The 15,622-nt window shown below is 37.8% G+C and carries 16 protein-coding genes; all 16 read right to left on the bottom strand.

Annotated features, from left to right (window positions below; genetic code table 11):
• Positions 1-8 precede the first annotated feature (8 nt).
• The gene (locus C7381_RS01235) at positions 9-1,010 is read right to left on the bottom strand and encodes an FAD:protein FMN transferase (protein ID WP_116479609.1); all 1,002 of its coding nucleotides are present in this window, start codon (positions 1,008-1,010) and stop codon (positions 9-11) included.
• Positions 1,010-1,579 carry a ComF family protein gene (locus C7381_RS01230; protein ID WP_116479608.1) on the bottom strand — a complete coding sequence of 190 codons (570 nt, stop codon included), beginning with the start codon at positions 1,577-1,579 and terminating at the stop codon, positions 1,010-1,012. Before C7381_RS01230 ends, C7381_RS01235 begins: the two co-directional genes overlap by 1 nt.
• Positions 1,569-3,779, bottom strand: coding sequence for an SF1B family DNA helicase RecD2 (recD2, locus tag C7381_RS01225; protein WP_116479607.1), 2,211 nt, complete (start codon positions 3,777-3,779; stop codon positions 1,569-1,571). Before recD2 ends, C7381_RS01230 begins: the two co-directional genes overlap by 11 nt.
• Positions 3,780-3,876: 97 nt before the next feature.
• On the bottom strand, positions 3,877-5,430 hold the full coding sequence (locus tag C7381_RS01220) for a hypothetical protein (RefSeq protein ID WP_116479606.1): 1,554 nt from the start codon (positions 5,428-5,430) through the stop codon (positions 3,877-3,879).
• Positions 5,430-6,122, bottom strand: a complete 693-nt coding sequence (locus tag C7381_RS01215) for an ATP-binding cassette domain-containing protein (RefSeq protein WP_116479605.1) — start codon at positions 6,120-6,122, stop codon at positions 5,430-5,432. Before C7381_RS01215 ends, C7381_RS01220 begins: the two co-directional genes overlap by 1 nt.
• Positions 6,123-6,227: 105 nt before the next feature.
• Complete coding sequence (locus C7381_RS01210) at positions 6,228-7,508, bottom strand: polysaccharide deacetylase family protein (RefSeq protein WP_116479604.1); 1,281 nt, start codon at positions 7,506-7,508, stop codon at positions 6,228-6,230.
• On the bottom strand, positions 7,508-8,599 hold the full coding sequence (gene ychF / locus C7381_RS01205; protein WP_034546292.1) for a redox-regulated ATPase YchF: 1,092 nt from the start codon (positions 8,597-8,599) through the stop codon (positions 7,508-7,510). Before ychF ends, C7381_RS01210 begins: the two co-directional genes overlap by 1 nt.
• A 58-nt stretch (positions 8,600-8,657) precedes the next feature.
• Complete coding sequence (locus C7381_RS01200) at positions 8,658-9,218, bottom strand: hypothetical protein (protein WP_116479603.1); 561 nt, start codon at positions 9,216-9,218, stop codon at positions 8,658-8,660.
• Positions 9,211-10,152: an AAA family ATPase gene (locus C7381_RS01195; protein WP_116479602.1), complete on the bottom strand. Its 942-nt coding sequence runs from the start codon at positions 10,150-10,152 to the stop codon at positions 9,211-9,213. Before C7381_RS01195 ends, C7381_RS01200 begins: the two co-directional genes overlap by 8 nt.
• On the bottom strand, positions 10,149-12,320 hold the full coding sequence (gene ppk1, locus C7381_RS01190) for a polyphosphate kinase 1 (RefSeq protein WP_116479601.1): 2,172 nt from the start codon (positions 12,318-12,320) through the stop codon (positions 10,149-10,151). Before ppk1 ends, C7381_RS01195 begins: the two co-directional genes overlap by 4 nt.
• A complete protein-coding gene (locus tag C7381_RS01185; protein ID WP_165803545.1) occupies positions 12,317-13,219 on the bottom strand; it encodes a Ppx/GppA phosphatase family protein in 903 nt (300 codons plus the stop codon). The genes ppk1 and C7381_RS01185 overlap by 4 nt, the downstream gene beginning before the upstream one ends.
• 205 nt (positions 13,220-13,424) lie before the next feature.
• Complete coding sequence (locus tag C7381_RS01180) at positions 13,425-13,892, bottom strand: hypothetical protein (protein WP_116479599.1); 468 nt, start codon at positions 13,890-13,892, stop codon at positions 13,425-13,427.
• Positions 13,892-14,110 (bottom strand): hypothetical protein, encoded by a 219-nt coding sequence (locus C7381_RS01175; RefSeq protein ID WP_116479598.1) that lies wholly within the window; start codon positions 14,108-14,110, stop codon positions 13,892-13,894. Before C7381_RS01175 ends, C7381_RS01180 begins: the two co-directional genes overlap by 1 nt.
• A 62-nt stretch (positions 14,111-14,172) precedes the next feature.
• Positions 14,173-14,646 carry a hypothetical protein gene (locus C7381_RS01170; RefSeq protein ID WP_116479597.1) on the bottom strand — a complete coding sequence of 158 codons (474 nt, stop codon included), beginning with the start codon at positions 14,644-14,646 and terminating at the stop codon, positions 14,173-14,175.
• 4 nt (positions 14,647-14,650) lie between these two features.
• A complete protein-coding gene (locus tag C7381_RS01165) occupies positions 14,651-14,845 on the bottom strand; it encodes a hypothetical protein (RefSeq protein WP_116479596.1) in 195 nt (64 codons plus the stop codon).
• Between the two features lie 151 nt (positions 14,846-14,996).
• Positions 14,997-15,584: a hypothetical protein gene (locus C7381_RS01160; RefSeq protein WP_133240914.1), complete on the bottom strand. Its 588-nt coding sequence runs from the start codon at positions 15,582-15,584 to the stop codon at positions 14,997-14,999.
• Between the last annotated feature and the right edge of the window lie 38 nt (positions 15,585-15,622).

Genomic DNA, 15,622 nt, shown 5'->3' with positions numbered 1-15,622 from the left:
AAAATCACCTATTCCAAAGTTGCGCCGCAAGATTTGACATATTTTTTCAAACCCTCGCTCACAAAATGTGTTCCGTCTTTATAAATAATGTAATATTCATATCCAGGAAAATCTTTCAAACATTCGTCAATTTCGTCCTTGCTCTTTAAAAAGAGTGTTGTTGAAAGAAAGTCGCAAAGAAAAGCATCATCCCCCACAATTGTGATGGATCTCTTTTCATTGTCCGACGGATAACCGGTATTTAAATCGACAATGTGGTGATAATTTTTCCCGTCAATTTCCACAAATCTTTGATAGTCACCGCTCGTTACGAGGGATTTGTCAGTTGTGTAAATGATGTCAAACGGATCGCCGAGGTCAAATGGATTTTCGATGCCGATGCTGTAATTTTTTCTGTCAGCAGCTCTTCTCCCGTGAACCGTAACGTTTCCACCCGAGGAAATAATAAAATTTTTTATTCCAAGTGAATCAAAATCTTTTTTCAGTTCTTCGTTCAAATAACCTTTGCAAACCGAGCCGAGGTCAACCGCTGCACCGCTGTTGAGTGAGATGTGGTCGCCGTCAACAATTACGCTTCCCTTGCCCCCTTGCATAAGAGCATCTTTTATATCACTTTCCGGCGGAAGTACGCCACTTTCTATTGCGTCTCTCCAGATATCGAAAAGTTTTCCCTTTGAAATATCAACCGCATTTCCGGTTTGATCTTCAAGTTTTAATGTTCTTTCCAAAATCGGTGCAAGTTCAGGCCAATCTTTTTCACCTGATTTGTTAAGTTCATCAATCGCACCGCCTTCAAAATTTGAAAGCACATCATTTAAATGTTTTATCTTATCTTCAATTACAGTTTTTACTTTTGCTTCGTCAACATCGTCTTTAAAATAAGTAATCTCAATTACAGTATCAAAATAATCATAAAAGACCATGTCATGCTTTGCTTCATCTTTAGGCTTGCACGCACTCATAAGAATTGCACAAACAATTAGTCCGAAAACAATAAATCTTTTCTTCATCAAATTTTATCCCCCAATAATACAATCGCTTTTAAATATACATCATCATTTGAGAATTTTATCGCCTTTCCGGCATCACTAAGCGTTTTTCCTGTCGTAATTACGTCGTCCAAAATAATATATCGCCCCGTTTTCACCGGTTCTTTAACCTTTATGCCGTGGTCAAAACTTGCACGTTTAAAACCTGTCATTGTGTGACTCGGCTTTGTCGGCATACTCTTTTTTAAAATATCGTAAAGCGGAATACCGTAGTCCACAGAGATTCTTTTCGAAAGCTCATAGCTCACGTTGAAACCTCTTTTCAGCTGTCTTATAAAGTCCGACGGAATATAAATTATGCCGTCGATATTTTCAAATGAGCATTCTTTCTTTATTATATCATAAAAGAAATCAAGATAACCATAAATTTTTTCAAATTTTAATTTTGACATATATTTTTTGAGAATTCCCATATATCGAAAAATCACTTCGAGCTCGTCGATAAAGTCGATTGAATTTATCGTGTTTGCCCTTTCAAATTCGGTGTAACATTTTTCACATATAGGATATTCGCCCTCGTTACATATCAAGCAGGCCTTCTTCAAATCTTATTACCTCGTCAATCTTTTCTTTAAGTGTTGTATTTCTCTTTTGCACTTCGGTGTTTTTTATCATTGTGCGGAAAACATCCCGGCTGCCCATCGAAATTAAAAGTTCTTTCGCACGCGTGATTCCGGTGTAGAGAAGATTTCTGTTGTTCAAAAATATATTTCTCGCCCATGCAATGAAAATTATGCACGGAAATTCCGAGCCTTGCGATTTGTGAACGGTGATTGCATAAGCAAGCTCGAGTTCTCTCAAGTCGTCATCGTCATACACCGCATAGTAGTCATCAGAAAAAAGAACCGTTAGTTGTGAATTTTCAATGTCAACGTCAGTCACAATTCCGATATCGCCGTTAAAAACTCCCTTCGTCGTGCCACGTTCGATTGTCTTATATTTAATCTCGCGGTCATAGTTGTTCGTTATTTGCATAACTTTGTCACCGAGCTTAAACATTCTATCGTTGTGCTTTAAAATCATTTTCTTTTCCGGATTCAATTTTTCCTGTAGCACAACATTTAAATTGTTCACTCCGATTTCACCCTTTCTCGTTGGAGAAAGGATTTGAATATCATTGAATTTGTCAAATCCGTAGTGGTTCGGCAGTCTCGTGTCCACAAGTTCGACCAATTCATTTAAAAAGGCCTCATGGTTGTATTCATCCAAAAAGAAAACGTCCGAATCCTTTTCATTAAATTTTGGCTCACCGCCCTCTTTTATAGTCTTTGCAACAACCGCAATCTCGCTTGTGTCGACAGTTCTGTGAATCGTTTCGAGCTTAACCTTCGGCATTTCCTCGACTCGAAGGAGATCCTTTAAAACATTTCCCGGTCCGACACTCGGAAGCTGGTCCGCATCTCCCACCATAATGAGCGACGTGTCCTCTCCCATAGACTCCAACAGCTTTTGATAGAGATTTATATCGACCATACTCATCTCGTCGACAATAACCACATCGGCGTCGATGTCCTCTACGTCCATTATAAAATTGTCGTCATCATCCGACGGTCTCAAACTAAGAAGTCTGTGGAGTGTCGCCGCTTCGACTCCCGAGCTTTCCTCGAGTCTTTTTGCCGCGCGTCCTGTCGGTGCCGCCAAAACAAAACTGAGTTTAAGCTCGCGTAAGCCTTCGAGAATTGCACGAACAATCGTGGTCTTTCCCGTTCCCGGTCCGCCGGTTATGATTGCAATATTGTTTAGAAGAGCCATCTCAATCGCCTGTTTTTGCGTTTCGTCGTATGAGATGTTCTTGCCCGCGAAAAGATTTTCAAGTATTTCCTTCACGCCCGCCCTGAAAGGCTTCGGTCTTTTTATGAGCTGAACGGTTTTACTTGCGGCACTGTTTTCAATCGCATTTAAAACTGTCGGATAAATCATCGGCTCTCCCGTCGACGGCTTTCTTACGACGTCGCCCTTTATTATGAGCTCCTGGAGCGCAACGTCAAAATCCGGTGCATCTTTTTTTAGAAGGCGTTTTAATCGAGTTCTGATTTCGCTCTCATAAAGAAAAATATTTCCCTCGAGTCTCGAATCGTAAATGACGTACATTATCGCCGCTTGCACTCTTCTTATGTCGAGCTCTCCGATGCCCACAGTTCGTGCGATTCTGTCCGCCTTAAAAAAGCCGAAACCGCGCACATCTTTTATGAGGCGATACGGGTCATCCATAATCATACTTTTTGCATTGTCCTGGTAAATATTGTAGATATTATATGCGTCTTGCCCGAAAATTCCGAGCTCCGCAAGGTCGACAATCGACTTTCTCGCAAGCTTTCCGATTTCCAAAGCTTCCTTTATCTTATGTAATTTTTTCGGACCGATTCCCTTTATCGTCAAAAGTTTTTCCGGATTGTTTTCGAGCATATCCATCGTGTCTTCTCCGAATTTGTCCACGATATCCTTCGCAACTTCTTCGCCGATGTAAGGAAGATTTCCCGACTTTAAATAGTTGTAAACTCCGGCGGCGCTCATATCGTCCAAAACTTTGTAACTCGTAAAGCTGAACTGTTCTCCGTATTTCGAATGAACGATAATGTCTCCTTCGAGCTCCAATGGAATTCCGACGCTTGGCGATAGAATATTTCCGGTACAAATGATGTCGTCATCTTCCGTATCAAAAAGAAATACGGCAAAACCGTTGTCGTCGTTTTTATAAATTATTCTTTCGATACTGCCCTTGATAATCATATTGCCTCCTCGCGATTTCGCTACATATATTATATAATAACCGCTTAAATTTGTCTAATAAAAAAGCAAACCCATAAAATGAGTTTGCATAAAATGATTAGTATCTGAGTCTGAAAGTGCGAATAAAATATTTCTTTGCGAATAAAAATATCAGCACAGTTACTCCGAATGCAATATAAATATATTTTTCGATATTTAATATATTTGAATTTTTTAAAATGAAGAGTGCAAAAACAAGTCCGCTAATAAATCTCACAACTTTATATGCCGGAGATTTTACATTGAGCTCCGCTGAATAAGGCGAGAAAATATAATAAACCATAATTTCAACAAGTCCCATGCTTGCCATCATCGCCAAATATGCAGCCATAATTCTCGCAAACTCAACAGGTTCAAATTTCAAACCGTTTAAAAATATTAAAATCAAAAATCCCAATCCTACACTCAGTAAATCAAAAAAGCTGGATTTTATAAGCATTCTTATACGATATTTGAGCGATTCATAGAGCCCCTTTTCGGTCAAAATTTTATTTTTCAAAAGTATTCTGTCCACATTTCTAAAACACATTTGAAGAAGCGCTGCAGAATATCCCGTACCGACTGCAAATGCAATCGCAAGTCCGCTTATTTCCGAAAAGCTTTCAGGCTTTTTTATAATTCCAATCTTTATAGCGATTGAATAAATTATGAGTATGGCGATGCTCCCCGAAAAATTGCCCCTTAGATTTTTTATGAAAACTTTCCTATATCTACTGAAAAATGCCATGTCGATATATTTCGCCGGATCGACATCTTTGTATTTGTTTTGAAAATTTTGAATTTCTTCCGCATCGGACACAAGATATTTCGAGCTGTCTTCGTTAATCGCCGTGCTTACACTCATCTTAACAACTTGTCCCGATGAATTTGCGGTAATCCTTTTTAGTGCTGGATAGTTTTTATATTTTAAAATAAATGCTATTCCTAAAATTGAAATAACAGCAGAAGCTATTGCAAGAATGTTCAAAATTTTGTCGTCGAGATTTAAATCAACTCTAAAAAATATTACTAAACCGCCGAGAATGACAAATAATGCAGAGATGAGGGCTCTGATTTCAGATTTCGGAAGAGTCTCTCTTTTTTTGATATAAGTTAAATATATCATATTTACAAGAAGCATCGACGCCAAATTTAGAACCGCTAATTTCAGGGCGATTCCCAAATCTTGGAACACATAATATGTCGCCGGAAAATTTGCCAAAATCGAAATCACGATGTTCGTAAAAATTTTATTTAAATAATAAACCCTTGAGTTTATTGAAAACAAATTCAAAAATATATAGTCGTCTTCATTGTGTATCAAAAAAGTCGGCTTCGATATCTTTGATGCTATGACCGCAATCAAAATATAAGACAAAAGTTTTACCGATATATTGTCGATGCCGAGTCGAACGAACAAACGCCAGAATATCAATGCCGTAAAAATCGACGGCAGAATTGTTTCTTTTATAAGCTCGAATAAAAACCCGAAACCCGCAAGAATATTTTTGAGTCCTGTGTTTTTATAAAGCTTTTTAAATGAAAGAATTTTTAAACCCGGCAACTTCGACAAAAAGTTGATAAAAGCATTTGTACTCATCAATTGTTTTAGAGAACGCAATTCATAAAACATTATATTTCCCCTATCAAATAATCTTCAAATGCTTTCAAATCGCTTCTGTCTCCATCGTAGTGTGCAACGTTCAGCTTTTTGTCCTTCAAAATCGCAAGTTCATCGCTCACATCCGTTGCAAGCTGAACAATATGCGTCGACATAATTATTATGTGCTCGCTCTTCATTGAAATCAGCATTTCTTTTATATCGTGGCTAACGATTATGTCGAAAGAGCTGAGCGGCTCGTCCAAAAGAATAATTTTCGGTTTTAAAATAAACGCACACATAAGTTGCACTTTGTTTTTCATGCCGAAAGAATATTCTCTAATAAGTACATTTCTATCGCTTTCATTTATATTGAACAAATCGAAAAGCTTTTCCGTGTCGAGACTGTGGTCAGCGTTTTTATTGAGTTTAACAAATGCGTCGATAAATTCCCTTCCCGTCAAAAACTCCGGCAAAATCGGAGAATCGCTTACAAGATATATGTCCTCCTCTTTTAATTCTCGAATAACTCCGTCATCTTCGATCTGAGGCACCGGGCCCTCATACTTTTCCTCGCCGTTTAAACAATGAAAAAGCGTTGTCTTCCCGGTTCCGTTTCTGCCTATGACACTATAAATTTTTCCCTTTTCAAAAGTGTATGACAAGTCTTTTAAAACTTCTTTGTCGCCATAACTTTTCGAGAGATTCTTAATTATGAATTTCATATTGCCTCCTCGCCGCTTTATTTACATATATTATATATTACCCAATAAAATTTGTCTAATAAAAAACTGACACTTGAAATTTTCAATTTCAAATGTCAGTGTATTTTACAATTCGTATAAGCTTCCGAATCTATAACCCATATTCACAGCTTTGTCAATAATCTCTCCCAAAATCTCCGCGTTTGTGTTTGAAACGGCGTGCAAAAGAAGTACGCTTCCCGGATGAAATTGTCCGGTTATTTTTTCAATTGCGAATTTTTTGTCGGGTTGATTGTCGCGTAGCCAGTCTTTGTATGCGAAGCTCCAAAACACAGGTCGATAGCCCATATCGTTTATAAATTTGAGCGTTCTTTCGCTGTAGACACCTTCCGGCGGTCTCATAAAACTTGCAAGATTGTTTCCTGTTTTCTCTTTGTAAAGAGTTTGAAGACCCGTAATATCGTCCTCGAGCTTTTTCGGATTTTTTATCGCCTCAACTTGGTTCAAGTGGTTGACCGAGTGGTTGCAAACGAGATGTCCCTCGTTCGCCATTCGATTCACAAGGTCGAGATTCGATTTTACATATGCTCCCGTGACGAAAAACGCTGCCTTTACACCTTTCGCTTTTAGTGTGTCCAAAATTTTCGCGGTGTTGTTGTTAAATTCATAACCCTCGTCGAACGTGAGATACAGTACTTTCTCGTCGGTTTTCGCCTGCCAGATTCCGTTGTATTTGTTTAAAAGATTTGACGTCTTTTCAGGAATTGTGCTCTTGCCGTTTCCACCTGCCTTTTTCGGATTGAACCACCAACCCGCTTTTTCGTTTGAAAGCGAAGCATAGTCGCCCGATTCCTTTTTGACCGGTTCTTCGTTTTTGACCGGTTCTGCAGGAGTGTCGTCTTTTTTTGACGAAACCAAATCTACAGTTTCATCTTTTTTATCCTCATTTTTGTCGGCCGCTTTATTTGTATCCTTGTTTACATTTTTCTTTTCGTCGGCCTTCTTATCAGTTGTTTTGTCGTCAGTCTTTTTATTCTCTACATCCGACTTTTCATCTTTTTTCGAGTCTTCAGATTTCTTTTCCTCGGTTTCTTTTTTAGTTTGAACTTCGGATTTTTTATCTTCTTTCGATTCATTTGTCGTGGTTTCGTCTTTTTTCGGCGTTTCAACATCGGCTTTTGCGGTTTCTTTCGAATCTGAATTTGAATCCACATTTGTATCTACATTTGATTCATCATTTGCTTCGCCGTCAGTCACGTCATTTTCGTCATCCAAAATCGGTGACATCTCGTCCGCTTTTTTTATCTCTTTATTTTCAAGCGTTCCTCTGCCGTATTCCTCAACGATACTGCATCCCGAAAAAATAACCGAAATCGTGCACAATAATACTAAAAATTTTCTTTTCATTAAACATTAAACCTGAAGAGAACGACGTCGCCTTCCTGCATGATGTAGTCCTTGCCTTCGAGACGAACTTTTCCTTCTTCTCTCGCCTTAACAAGCGAACCGCCGAGTTCGACAAGAGTGTCGTAGTTCACGATTTCCGCACGAATAAATCCGCGTGCGATGTCCGAGTGAATCTTTCCTGCAGCGTCTTGTGCCCTTGTGTTTTGCTTGATTGTCCAAGCTCTTGTTTCCTGTTCACCTGTGGTCAAAAAGCTCATGAGTCCGAGCGTTTTGTAGCTTGCCTTGACAAGTTTGTCGAGTCCCGATTCCTTTAGACCCATTTCGCTCAAGAACTCTTTCTTTTCATCATTTGAAAGTTCGCTCAGCTCTTCTTCGATTTTTACGGAGACAGTCAAAACTTCTTCGCCCGTATTTGAAGCGTATTCTCTGATTGCATCGACATATTTGTTGTCGCCCGAAACCAAATCATCGTAGCTCACATTTGCAACATAAATGAGCGGTTTTGCAGTCAAAAATTGGTAGCCCGCCAAAACTTTCTTTTCATCTTCATTTAATCCGAGACTTCTCACCGGCTTCGTGTTGTTCAAACATTCATTTACTTTTTCCAAAACTTCAAGCTCCGATTTGAGACTCTTGTCTGCTCTCGCTTGCTTTTCGAACTTCGGAAGAATATTTTCAATCATTTGCATATCCGCAAGTAAAAGTTCAGTGTCAATCGTTTCGATGTCACGAACCGGGTCGACACTTCCGTCGACGTGCACAATGTTTTCGTCATCAAATGCTCTTAAAACGTGAACAATTGCATCCACGCTTCTTATGTGGCTCAAAAATTTATTTCCGAGCCCTTCTCCCTTGCTCGCACCTCTGACGAGCCCGGCAATGTCGTAAAATTCAATAACTGCCGGCACAATCTTTTTAGAATTGTTAAGCTTTGAAAGCACATCGAGCCTTTCGTCCGGAACGTTTACCGCACCGACGTTCGGGTCTATCGTACAGAACGGATAGTTTTGTGCATCCGCCTTATTATTTGTAATTGCATTAAAAAGGGTACTCTTTCCAACATTTGGAAGCCCTACAATACCAAGTTTCAAAATATTTCACCTCTTATACATTATAACTTATTTTGTAAAATAATAAAAGACCAATCGGCTATTGGTCTTCGAGTTTATCAGTAAATTCATTTTTAAAATCACGCTTTGAGTATGTGTAGACATGTCTGAAGATGTAACCCTCATATCTTGCGAGTCCGAATTGTGTGTATCTCTCCTTCGCCTTGTCGGAAAGTTTTCGAACAAATGCATCTCTGTATCTGTTTTGGCGATATTCTTTTATATTGAACGGATTTTTCTCGTAGTTATAAACGAGAATAAAATCCACATTTTCTCTCGAGTGTGCAATTGTTTCGCCCGTGATGTCCGTGTACATAATCACGGAATTTAGCATCTTGTCAATGATCGAGTTTATTAAAGCCTTATCCACAATGCCGTTTTTAAATTCAATCATTGTCGCGTGGTTTTCGTGAAAAACGAGCGCATCGATGCTTTTCGGATTTACATAAGTGTCGAGTCTCATCACGTAGTCGTCCTTAACCGCATCGAAATCAATCGCAACATATTCCGACTCAGTCATATATTCGACATCGGAAGGGTTGTGGTTGTCCACGGAGATGAGTTTCAAAGTACGTAGATGTTTTTTAAATAAATTATTCATCTCGATATGCCTCATCGTCAAGTTTTAAAAACGGATTTACAAGTTTCTTATAAATCTTCTCGACGTTTTCGGTATAGTCTCTTATTATTGCGAAATTCCCCTCATTTTCGCTGAAATAGAATTTCAAATTTTTATAAATATCATTTTTCTCGGAATATACTTCGATTGCATTCAAAAGATACGGGCTGTGCGTGTTTAAAACAATTTTGCTCTTCATCGTTTTATTTATCTCGACAATGATTTTTGCAAAAAAGAGTTGCCACTCCGGATGAAGATGAATTTCCGGCTCGTCCAAAACTATAATAGTATTTTCATCAATCCAACCGTTTTCAATCAAGCGTGCAACAATCAAAAGCGTCTTCACTCCCGACGAGGTGTTTCTTATGTCCACAGTCTTTTTGTTTTTTGTTTCATACCAAAAACGTCCATCCCTTTCGGCGAGCGTTCCCTCAACTTTTTCATAAATTCGTCCGGGAATTTCGCTCCCGTCGACAGTTTTGTTTTTTGAAACTAGCTTTTTTTGCAAATCGATTCTGTGTTTCGGATAAAACGATTCCAAATGTTCAATTGAATTCATCGGCACGTCCAAAATATGCGGGTCGTCAAGATAAATCGAGTGATAATTGTTTTCTCCATCAATTCTCGCCTCGATTTTCGACTCCGTCACATCGATTTCCCCTTCAATATGTTCCGCCGAAAAAATTATCTTACCGTCATTTTTTGCATTGAAATTGTAAACCGCACCGTTAAATTCGTCCGAAATTCTATTTTCTATCATCTCGCCCGTTGGCTTTCGTCCACAGTCGAAAATGCTGTAAAGCACACGTCCGACCGTACTCTTTCCCGAACTGTTTTCGCCGGCAATGACGGTTATTCCGTCGACAACAACGTCCGCTTTGTCAATCTTCGTAATATTTTCGAGTTTTATCCTCATCTGATCCACCCTTCATCTCTCAGAAATTTAGTGATTTTCTCTATGAAACTGAGCTTGACCGGCTCCTCATATTTGCCGTTCATGCTTATTTCCATCTCTTTCTTGTGCGAATTAAATGGCACTTCAGAAACTTCTCTATATATTATATCATATTGACCGTCGTTTTTTAAACGCCTTGCGTTTTCGGTGTCTTTCCATTGTCTTTCGATAAATCCGTTCAGTCTGTTTTTTAAATACGGTGCTTCAATCGGAGTCAAAATCTCGACTCTTCGAATTGTATTTCTAGTCATCATATCTGCGGAGCCGATGTAGATTTTTTCATCACTTCCCTCGCCGAATTTATAAATTCTCGAATGCTCGAGAAATCTTCCGACAATGCTTCGAACTTCTATATTTTCCGTCACATTCTGAATGCCCGGAACGATTGAGCAAATTCCCCTTATCATGAGTCGTATTTGCACACCCATCATCGATGCGAGCGCAAGCGCACGAATCACTTCGCGGTCAGTGAAGCTGTTCATCTTCATAAAGATTCTTCCCTTTGCTCCCTTTTCGATTTCCTCAAAAATCATATCTATGATCGATGACCTTACCGTTGACGGCGACTGCAAAAGTTTATTGTAAACGCCGTCAAGTTTTCCGAGACACATATTCTTAAAAAACTGCGTTGCATCCTCTCCAATCGCTTTGTCCGATGTGACGAAGCTGATGTCGGTGTAGAGTTTCGACGTCGACTCGTTGTAGTTTCCCGTTCCGATTTGCGTTATATAAATAGGCTCTCCGGATTTCGCCCTTTTTGTTATAAGGCAGATTTTAGAGTGCACTTTAAAACCTTCCGTACCATAAAGAACATTGCAGCCCGCATTGAAAAGTTCTTCGCTGTAGTCGATATTGTTCTTTTCGTCAAATCTCGCCCGAAGCTCCATAAGAACCGTCACATCTTTTCCATTTTCCGCTGCGCGCACAAGATTTTGAACAACTTTTGAATTTTTCGAGAGCCTGTAAATCGTAATCTTTATGGATAAAACATCCGGGTCGTTCGCCGCCTCTTCCAAAATCTTAATAAACTGCTCCATGCTGTCGTACGGATAGAAAAAGAGAAAGTCCTTGTCCATCACTTGCGAAATAATCGGTTCTGTCGGTTTTATCGCACTGTTAAGGCCGCCTTTAAATGGAGGATATGAAACTTTTTTCAAAGTCTCCTCGTCGATTATGCTCGAAAGTTTAAAAGCATAGTCCATATTGAGCGGAGTTTTTGTGACAAAAATTTCGTTTTCTTTTATGTCGAGATTTGACATAAAAAATTTTTTCATTCTCGGACTCAGCTCTTTTGAAGAAGTCATCCTTACGCATCCGAGTCTCTTTCTTTTTTTCAAAATATTTCTCATCTGCGTTACATACTCTTCCTCGCCGACTTCCTCGTCATCAATCGTGAGGTCAGTGTTTCTCGTAGCGCTTATAACGCACTTGTCCTCGATTTTAAACTCCGTATAGAGCTTGTCCAAAAAATTTAAAACTATATTTTCTGTCAAAATATATCTCGTGCCTTCGGTGCCCAACTTAAAAAACTTCGGCAGCGTTTCCGGAATATTTAAAATTCCGAAAGTCCCTTTTTCTTCAACAGGCGATTTCAGCTCGCAGGTAATATAGAGTTCATTGTTTTCAAGAAATGGAAATGGGTGACTTCTTGCAATTACCATCGGACTTAAAATCGGCTCAATTCGCGATTTGAAAAGTTTCAGCACATACTTCTTTTCATCTTCCGTGAGCTCCTCAAACGAAACATTTTGAATGTCGTATTTTCTAAGCTCATTTTCCACATCGAAAAAAACATTGTCCTTCAGACCGTAGAGTCGTCTCACCGCATCCAAACATGCTTCGTGTTGCTCTTCCGGCGTCATATTCGTGCGCGAATCGCGCGGCGGATCTTTAAGTTTTTGAAGATCCGAAAGACTTCCGATTCGAACCATAAAAAACTCCTTGAGATTCGAAACGAAAATTGCAATGAACTTGAGTCTTTCGTAAATCGGCACATTTTTTATAGTCGCCTCTTCAAGCACTCTTTCGTTGAACTTTAGCCATGACAGTTCTCTGTTTTGGGTGTAGGTTTCCATCTTCGGTAACTTCTTATACAAATTTTCTCTCGCATTTAAATCTATATCGCTCATTTTCTCCCCTCGCTCAAATAATTTGTCAAAACTCCTTCTCTAACGCCGAACTTCGAGACATAAACCGTCTTCGCTTCGGACATCCTTAAAATTTCCATCAAAATTATAGTCCCCGGAAAAATTGTGTGAACTCTTTCAGGTGAAACCTTCAAAACATATTCATATGTTTTTTTGTCCTTCTTTTTCAATTTGTCGTAAAGCTCAAAAACAAACTCCGACTTAATCATCTTGTTTGATTGGAGCGACTTCATCTCCATAATCACATTAGAAACCGCTCTTATTGTTCCGCCGACTCCATAAAGTTCGTCGCTTTTTAAATTCTCGCTGTAAATCGGATCGAATTTTTTTACGACATATTTCTCCGCTCTTTTAATGCTTTTCTTCGGAATGAAAATCCCCGAGCTATATTTCTTAAACAGATTTAAAGAACCTAGCGGAATCGAATTGTTGTATACCGTCTTTCCCGCATCAATCGAGGTGATTTCCGTAGAACCGCCGCCGATGTCGACGATAAGTCCGCTTGAAACATCGTACTTTTCCTTGACTCCCAAATAACCGAAATAGGCTTCGTCAACTCCCGAAACAATCTCAACCGGCTCGTCAATCTCTCTCTTTAAAATTTCCTTCACTTCTTCAATATTTAAAATATTTCTAAGAGATGCGGTTGCAAAGATTTTTATCTCTTCAAAACCCAAAACCTTTGCCGTCTTTATTAAACCGTTTAAAATTCTAAGAAGCTTTTCAATCCCGTCTCTCGAAAGAAAACCCTTTTTGACATAACTTGCAAGCCCTGCCGTGGTCTTTTTGTTTAAAAGCTCGTAAAATTCTTCGCCCTCCACATTGAAAAGCGACATCCTTATTGTGTTTGAACCGATATCTATGATTGCGATTTTTCTCATATTCCACCTCATATAAATTACATTTTATATCCAATAAAATTATAAACTTCAAATATTAAAACTATGTAAAATTTATACAAATAAAACCCAATTTAATAAAAACATTCTCTTTATATACTAAATATACCCGATAATGTATAGTTTTGTTATGACTAAAGCTGTAAATGTTTACAACAAAAAATCTGTCGGAGATTTTCCAACAGATTTATTTCAAATATCTAATTTTGTCATCAGGGTAATATGGAAACTTGAACTCGTAACCATCGTAATTAAAACTTATTGTACACATTTTTTCACCGTCATAACGTGACCACGCTTTTTCCATCATTTCCGTCATTTCTTGTAGATTTTTTCGGTTCAATATGTTTTTCTTTCGAAGTTCCAAAAATACATCTTTGTCCGTGAATGCGTTGCTGAAAAGCTCTGTGTTCTTAGGACCAATCCACTTTTTTTCAATATTTTCTTCACTTAATTCATTTTTACAAATCTCTTTGTAGTAAAGAATCACATGAAGCAAATCGCGATACTCATCGCCCGTCATCTCCACATCTCTAAAATAAAGGCTCGCGTTTAAAGTTTCCGGTGCATTTGTAACATAAAGAAAGAAAAAGAGTATCAAAAGATAAGCATAAAAACTTTTCGGTATAATATCTTTTAAAAATTTTCTTATCATTAAAAATGCCTCGTTGGATCCCTATAAACTTCAACTTCATAGAACGGGTAGTTCAAATAACTTTTGTAACTGAACCTTAGCGGCTGCCAAAGAAAATAAACAAGTTTTGCTAGATAAAAAAGCGACAATAGAATATATATAATATTTAATCCTTTTTTCGCATCCCTAAAAAGCCATTCATTCCTCATTTTTAATTTTTCAAAACTGTTACTCTCCATTTAACTTCCTCATAAAATAATTTCAATCACGAATTCAATTGATTTCTTAAATTTACTACACATTATCTTGAAACACTTCTCTCAACACTTATCGGAAACTTAAACTTGTATCCCTTATATTCGAAACTGATAGTCGACATAGTCTTTCCATCGTAGTTTTCAATCGCTTTTTTTATTATATTATTTATCCTTGAAAGATTTTTCTTGTTTAATATATATTTTTTTCTGAGTTCAAAGAATGTGTCCATATCCGTAAAAACCGAGCTGAAAAGCGCATCGTTTGCCGGAGCGATCCAATCCTTTTTTTCTCTCTCTTTGCTTGTAGGCTTTGACAAAGTCGCGTCGTAATAGTATGTCAAAGTTTTTAAATCTGCAATTTCTTTTTCGCTAAGTTCTATCGTTTCCGTTTCCACATCCGCAATCGCAACTCTCGACCTGAAAGTCGTGTGGAAATTTGTTATTAAAAACAAAATGAAAGCGTATAGAAAACCAATACATAATAATCTAATATCGGCAGCTATTATATCTTTATTCATAGCTCTATCTCCTATCATCCAATCTCAAATTTTCCGTTTCCACATAATATATTCCGTCTGCTTCATTATATGTAAAAACAAACCCTTTCGGGCAAAGAATCATATGGATGGTATAAATCAACACAAATATAACGATAATAATCTCCCACCTAGATGCTCTTCTGTTCATTGTATCTGGGTCTTCAAATACTAATATCATACATTTTCTCCTTTTTTATATACCATAACATCTTATAAATTTTAATATGTTATTTCTACTATTGTTAAAATGCGTTACTTTAAATTAAAAATTTATTCTCTTATACACTAAACATATAATTAGTGTATAAGAGAATAAAAATATAATTAAATTATCTATCCTTGACCTTCTTCTTATCCTTTAGTGCATTTAATGCTCCGGATGAGATCCAACCACCGCTTACATGAACTCTTTTGATATTTCCTCCGCCTTGAATAAATTCTACATCACGATAATTCCAGTTTGTATACACACTAAATTCGACTTCAACTTCTATAACTCTTCTACTTAACCATTCTTCTGTACTTTTGTACCCATCAATCGCTCTTTCTATAGCTTCCAGCCCGTATTCTGTAGCCTTTCTTAAAAGACTGATTTCTTCAAATCTGGCAACTACAAACAATGCTTCAAGTCCATCTATAATTGCTGCTACCTCTTTTCCAAAAACTCTTTTAACTGCTTTCTCAAGCACACGCCTTCCAATGTATTTAGCTAAGCTGTCAACATCTCCGAATCTTAATGAATTCTTGTAGTCTTTTGTAAAATCACGAAGTTCATATAACTCGTCTAAATCGAGTATAAATAATTTCATATACTCATCTCTCATCAACATTTCTTCGTCTTCTTTCTTTTCTTCAAATGCACTTGCGCTAATTGGCAAACACATAGTTATAGCTAAGACAATAGCTACAAATTTCATTAAATTATTTTTCATATAATCCTCCTTAAATTTTTTAT

The sequence above is a fragment of the Ezakiella coagulans genome (assembly GCF_003096635.1).
GTDB classification, from domain to species: domain Bacteria; phylum Bacillota; class Clostridia; order Tissierellales; family Peptoniphilaceae; genus Ezakiella; species Ezakiella coagulans.
Note: the sequence above shows the minus strand (reverse complement) of the source record. Positions and strands in the feature narration are given on the sequence as shown.